This window comes from Pseudomonadota bacterium, from assembly GCA_023229365.1.
Classification (GTDB): domain Bacteria; phylum Myxococcota_A; class Polyangia; order JAAYKL01; family JAAYKL01; genus JALNZK01.
The window spans coordinates 1-6,050 of the sequence record JALNZK010000211.1 but is presented as its reverse complement, the minus strand read 5'-3'; the positions used below and the strand labels follow the sequence as shown (position 1 = coordinate 6,050).

Genomic DNA, 6,050 nt, shown 5'->3' with positions numbered 1-6,050 from the left:
TCAAGACGTGTACGCGAACGGGATCGGCCGCGTGAGCGGCGGTCGGAACGTGCCGGGCGGGAACTCGACGTCGAAGATGCCCTGACGAAACGCGATGCTCGCGGGCACGTAGGCCTTCATCACGTCGCGCACCTTGTCGCGGTAGGCGTCGCGCTCGGCCCTCGTCGACGCGTGGACGAGCGGCTTGCGGCCGCTGATGCGCGGAGTCTGCGGACGGTCTCGCGGGTCGATTTCGAAGTGGCGCGAAACCGGGCAGAAGGCGCGACCCTCACGCTTCAGCTCTTCGGCGGTTTTCTCTTCCACAGCCTCGACCGCCTTGCGGACGAGCGTCCGCCGCTTGTGCTCGGGAGTCTCCGCGAGGTGCGGCAGCGGCGCGATCTTGAGCGCGCGCCAGGTCATGAACTGCTTGGGATGCAGCCTCCGGTTGAACGGTCCGCCCGCCTCCCAATACCGCTCCCACTCGATGTCGAAGAATCGCAGCTCCTCGCCGTACGCTTGCGCGCGGTACGTGGAGAAGAAAGGCGAGCGGCGCACGCGATCGACGAGCCCGTCCTTTACCGGGTTCGTCAGCGCGTAGATCAGCTGCTGGAACGCGCTCTCGTCATCGCCGCACGGTGTGACCCGCGACGGCCCGGCGTACAGATGCCCCTCGCGGCCGCGCAGCCGATTCAAGTCGCGGGCGACCTTCGAGTGGAAGTTGCGCCAGAACTCGGGGAGAGCGCCGACGTCTCCGCCGATGGCGGACGCCTGCTCGTGCTGGTGCGTGCTCGACAACTCGAGGGCGTGGAGGTTGACGGGCGAGAGTGCGAGCGCGCGTGCCGCGGCTGCGCCGACGATGTTGATGACGGAGGGCACCGGCACGAGCGGGCTTCCGGGATCGAGCGCCTCGGGCGGACAGCCGCGAGCGAGCAGCGGGTGCGCAGGGTCGTGATTCGGCGCGAACGAGAAGGTGCGGTCCACGGTCGTCTGTACGACCGAGTAGACGACGCCGGGCTCGAGGATGCGGATGGCGTTGACCACACTGTTGAATCGGACGTTCGGGGAAGAAGTTGCCGGAAATCGACATCGCGAAGACACTCTGAGCGACTTGCGGGGACATGGCGGGCGTCGAGCCCCGAGCTGGCCCGCGCGCGCCGCTCAGTCGATCTCGCCCTCCGGCAAACCGTAGTCGTTCATGCCGCCGTCCGGCAGGCCGTAGTCGGTGACGTCCGTGTTCGTGTCGGTGTCCGGGATGCCGTAATCGACGTCGGAATCGGTGTCGATGTCCGTGTCGGTGTCGGTGTCGGTGTCCGCGTCGGTGTCGGTGTCGGTGTCCGCGTCCGTGTCCGAGTCGGTGCCGCCGTCCTCGTCGGGCGTCCGCTTGTCGTCGTCCTGGCACCCCTGGGCGCCGAGTCCCAGGAACGACGCGAGCACCGCCGCCGCCGCCGCCTGGCCGACCGCCCGGCGTTTGCCCTCGTCACGCTCGGCGATCGCGCGTCGCACGCACATCGGGTTCTCGAGGCCGCCGCCCGAGGCGACCTTCTTCGCGGTGCAGCCGCCGCGGCACTTCTCGGCCTTCGCGCACTCGCGGCAGGCGCCCCCGAGATCGGCGACGTCGAACTCGCGCGTGTAGGCGAAGGCGCCCTCGCGGTTCCAGATCTCGGTGAGGGAGCTCTCGCGGACGTTCCCCTCCACGAAGTCGGCGCCGCGCGCGTTGTAGCCGGCCATGATCGAGAGGCACCCCTTCACGTTGCCGTTGGACTCGATCCCGACGACGCGCATCCCGGCCTGGCAGCCGCCGAAGCAGGAGCCGCCGCCCGCGCGCCGGAGCAGCCGCTCGTTCGGCCCGAAGTAGCCGAGCGAGTCGGACGCGTGGATCCGCAGCGGGCTGCGCGCGACGAGCTTCCCGATCCGCGCCTCGATCCCCGGGAGATCCCGCGGCGCCACGAGCAGCTCCGGGTGATCCGAGAAGTTGCCCATGTCCGTGCCGAGCTGCACCTGCCACGCGTACGCGCCCTCCGCGAGCGCGACGTCGTGGATCCGCTCGAGCTCGCCCAGGTTGGTGGCGTTCAGGTGGGTGACGAGCGCGAACGGCAGCCCGGCGCGGCGCGCGGAGCGCATCCCCTCGACGACGCGCGCGTACTGGCCGATCCGGCCGCGGATCCTATCGTGCACCGGGCCGACGCCGTCGACGCTGAAGCCGACGGCGCACAGCCCGGCGTCCCGGGCCGCCTCGGCCGCGCGGTCGTCGAACCTGAGGGCGTTCGTGATCATGCCGGCGCGCAAGCCGGCGGACGCCGCCGCGGCCACGAGCTCGAGCCAGTCCGGCCGCGTCGTGGGCTCGCCGCCCGAGAGCGTGAGCCAGCGGTTGCCGAGCGCCGCGAGCTCGCCGAAGAGCCGCGCGCACTCTCCGGTCGTGAGCTCGTCCGGCCGCGGTTCACCGGCGCGCGAGCCGCAGTGGCGGCACCGCAGGTTGCAGGCGAGCGTCGTCTCGAACACGGCGCGGACGGGGACGTACTTCGGCGTGGTCTTTTCCATGGCGGACCCCCTCGTGTTTGCTCAGCCCAGGAGCGGATTATAGCAGATCACACCACCTTCGAGGCCGCGGCGGCGAGCAGCTCCGGGATCTCGAGCCCGTACGGGCAGCGCGCCGCGCACTCGCCGCAGGCCCGGCAGTCGGCGTACTTCTTCTCGAGCCCGGCGAGCCGCTCGAGCGCCCAGGCGCGCAGATCGTACCGCGTGTAGTACGCCTCGATGAGCAGCAGGAACGGGACGTCGAGGCCGTTCGGGCACGGCTTGCAGTAGCCGCACCGGCGGCAGAAGCGGCCGCCCCAGCGCCGGGCGTCCTCCGCGAACGAGGCGAGATCCGCGGGCGACGGCAGATCGAGCGCGGCGCCGACCGCGGCGTTCTCTGCGACCTGCGCGATCGCGTCCATACCCGGGATCGCCACGTCCACGCCGTCGTGGAGCGCGAAGCGCAGCGCCGCCGGCACGTCGCCGAGGGCGCCGCCCGCCGCGGGCTTCATGCCGATGACCCCGAGCCCCTTCGCGCGCGCCGCGGGGACGACGTCCGCGCGCCACTCCTTCTCGAGCGGGTTGTACGGGTGCTGCACGGTGTCGAAGAGATCGGTCGCGATCGCGCGCAGGAGCATCTCCCGCGAGTGCCCGGTCACCCCGATGAACCGGATCTTGCCGTCCCGCCGCGCCCGGTCCATCGCCTCGTACGCGCCGCCGGGGCCGAGCACCTGCGCGAGCGCGTCCTCGGTCGCCACGTTGTGCATCTGGTACAGGTCGATCGTTTTGCGGCCGAGGTTGCGCAGGCTCGTGTCGATGTCCGCCGACATCGCCGCGTCGGTCCTCGCCATCGTCTTCGTCGCGACGACGACGCGATCGCCCGCGCCGGCGAGCGCGCGCCCCAGCTTCGCCTCGCTGTCCGTGTACCCGCGCGCGGAGTCGAAGAACGTGATGCCGCGGTCGAGCGCCTCCCGCACCACGGCCTCGGCGTCCGCCGCGGGGAGGCCCTGGATCGGGATGCCGCCGAAGCCCACGGCCGACACCTCGAGCCCCGTCCTGCCGAGGATGCGCGTCTTCATGAGGGGATCTCTAGTACGGAACCGGCCCGGTGACGAGATCACTTCGCGCCGAGCGGCTCGAGGGTCGCGCAGTCGAGCTCGCCGGTCATGACGTACGCGTCCGCCTTCCACTGCGAGCCTATCGGGATCGCGCGCCAGCTCGCCTCGGCGAGGCCGCAGGTGAGCGTCTTCCCGGCCTCGGCGCCGTCCGCGAAGTGCACGGTGTAGGTCTCGACGCGCGCGCCCTCGCGCTCCGAGCCGGCGCTCGTCCCGACCTTCCGCAGCGTCACCTGCGGCCACACCGGGGGCTGGGCGAGGCTCGCCCCGGACGCGGTCTCGGAGCGGGCGTAGCTCCACCTGTCCACGGTGTAGCTGCACTTGTCGTCGTACACCGGCTCCTGCCGGTACGTGGGCGTGCACTCCTGGTGCTCGGAGTAGGTGCCGTCACCGTTGTCGACGCGCTTCGTCGAGCAGGACTCCCCGGTCTTGACGTCCTTGTGCGAGCGCACCTCCTGGGACCGCGAGATCGAGTAGGCGTCGCTCGGCATGGCGTCGCACCACTCGGACTCGGCCTTGGGGCCGAACGCCTCGATCTTGATCTCGCGCTGCCAGGTGTGGCCGATCGCGCTGAGCTGCTTCTCCTCGGTCCACAGGGCGAGGACGACGAACAGGATCGACAGGAGCCCGAGCCCGGCGAACACGAGCCCGATCACGAGCCCCTTCTTCGAGCGGCGCTTTCCCGGAGCCTTATGGGCCTTCCCGGCCGCCCCCGAGTCCGCGACCCGCGCCACCTCGCCCCCTCCCACGAGCGGCGAGCCGCACTCCGCGCAGTGCTTCGCCGCCTTGCCCATAGGCGCCTTGCACGCCGGGCAGTGGACGTCCGCGCCGACGAAGACGTGGTCCTCGACCGCGACCTTCTCATCCTCGGACGGGAAGTAGCGGCGGGCCGGATCCTGCGCGGCGCCGCACTCCGGGCAGTGGCGGTGCGTCTTGCCGAGCAGCTTCTTCGCGCCGCAGTACTCGCAGCTCCAGAGCATCTCGTAGGTCTTCGAGGTATTGGCCATGCGACATCATAGCATCGCCGAAGCCGCGCGTTGCGTTTTCGAAGCGGTTGCCTTTGGCGACCGTCGGAGTATGGTTCGCGTCGGTTTTCCATGTTCAGGGTACGCGGGTTCGACGCCCGCACAACGACGCCCGCCATAGGCGGCGGGCCCAGAGAGGGAACATGTTCGGATATCGCGTAGGCGGGATCGTGGTGCTCGCAGTCGCGCTGGCGGCCGCGGCGTGCGGCGGGAGCAAGGGAGAGGCGAAGTCGTCGGCGGACGCGCAGGCGGGCGCCCAGGCGGACGTGCCGGCCATGGATCAGCTCAAGTTCATCTCGACGGATCTGCAGGCGCACCTCAACGCGCTCATGGCCCCGATCAACGAGACCGACGCCCTGATCGGGCAGATCACGAGCATGCCGCAGCGCCTGAACGTGAACGCGAAGGCGCTCATGGGCATGTGCAAGGCCACGCTCGACAACGGGCAGGTCCAGATCGCCGCGGAGTTCAACGCCGACGCCGCGGTCCGCGCAGAGGTCGAGGGCGTGATGATGCGGCTCAAGGCGATCGTCGACGGGCTCAAGGCGATGCCGCAGAACGCGCAGGTGCTCACGGTGAAGGCCGGCTCGGCGGTCGTGGCGGTGCCGGCGCTCGGGACCAAGATCACGGCCGAGGCGACGGTGAAGCTGAACAACCCGTTCGGCAAGCCCGAGGTGAAGGCGCAGGCGCAGGCGGACCTCCAGTCGCTCGCGCAGGTGCAGGCCGACGTGCAGGCGACGATCTCGCAGGTGCAGCAGCAGGTGATGGGGCTCCCCGCGATGGCGACGTCCGCGCTCGCCAAGCTGGCGGCCGCGTTCGCGAGCTAGCCTCCGCGGGCGGTCGAGCCCTCTCCGTCGCTCTTTGCGGGAGAAAGGGGGTCAAGACCCTCCACTTGACACTTAGCTCGAACCCGATCACCATCGCCCGATGCCGAGGAAACCCAGAATCGACTTCCCGGGCGCCTGGCACCACGTCATGCACCGCGGCGCGAGGCGCGCTCCGATCTTCACCGACGACTCGCACGGCGTCCTGTTCCTGCCGAGGTGACCGGGGCGAAGCTCGCCGCGCTGCGGCGACGGCGATGGGGCTGCGGGCGAACCCGGCGCGGCGGTTCGCGGTGAGGGCTTTGAAGCGGCGAACGGCGCTCACGCACGAGGAGATCGGGCGGACGCTCTCGATGTCGCCGGGGCAGGTGGCGCACGTGCTGCGCCGGGTTCGGCTCGACGCGGAGCCGTTCAAGACGTGGGCTACGCGGTGGGATGAGGGCTAAGTGTCAAGTGGAGAAGTGGAGGGTCTTGGTGCGACCGAGCACTGTCGGTCCGTTGGGATGGAAGGAGGCGATAACTTCCTGAAATTCGGATGAGTCGTCCAGCGGGTGCGAAACCCGTCCGGTCAAAGCCGAGCCCGGCGGGCCGGA

General features: G+C 70.4%; 6 protein-coding genes. 2 read left to right on the top strand and 4 right to left on the bottom strand.

Annotation, left to right across the window (positions count from 1 at the left end; all coding sequences use genetic code 11):
* The 4 genes from M0R80_31035 to M0R80_31020 form a co-directional block, all read right to left on the bottom strand.
* Entirely contained in the window at positions 1 to 1,020 is a 1,020-nt protein-coding gene (locus tag M0R80_31035; protein ID MCK9464076.1) for a hypothetical protein, read from the bottom strand.
* A 117-nt stretch (positions 1,021 to 1,137) separates the two neighbouring features.
* Entirely contained in the window at positions 1,138 to 2,517 is a 1,380-nt protein-coding gene (locus M0R80_31030) for a radical SAM protein (GenBank protein MCK9464075.1), read from the bottom strand.
* Between the two features lie 47 nt (positions 2,518 to 2,564).
* Complete coding sequence (locus M0R80_31025; GenBank protein MCK9464074.1) at positions 2,565 to 3,572, bottom strand: aldo/keto reductase; 1,008 nt, start codon at positions 3,570 to 3,572, stop codon at positions 2,565 to 2,567.
* Positions 3,573 to 3,610: 38 nt separating this feature from the next.
* Positions 3,611 to 4,615 carry a zinc ribbon domain-containing protein gene (locus M0R80_31020; GenBank protein MCK9464073.1) on the bottom strand — a complete coding sequence of 335 codons (1,005 nt, stop codon included), beginning with the start codon at positions 4,613 to 4,615 and terminating at the stop codon, positions 3,611 to 3,613.
* Between the two features lie 161 nt (positions 4,616 to 4,776).
* Between M0R80_31020 and M0R80_31015 the strand changes: the two genes are divergently transcribed.
* Both M0R80_31015 and M0R80_31010 read left to right on the top strand, forming a co-directional pair.
* On the top strand, positions 4,777 to 5,460 hold the full coding sequence (locus M0R80_31015; protein MCK9464072.1) for a hypothetical protein: 684 nt from the start codon (positions 4,777 to 4,779) through the stop codon (positions 5,458 to 5,460).
* Between the two features lie 254 nt (positions 5,461 to 5,714).
* Positions 5,715 to 5,903 (top strand): hypothetical protein, encoded by a 189-nt coding sequence (locus tag M0R80_31010; GenBank protein MCK9464071.1) that lies wholly within the window; start codon positions 5,715 to 5,717, stop codon positions 5,901 to 5,903.
* Positions 5,904 to 6,050 lie beyond the last annotated feature (147 nt).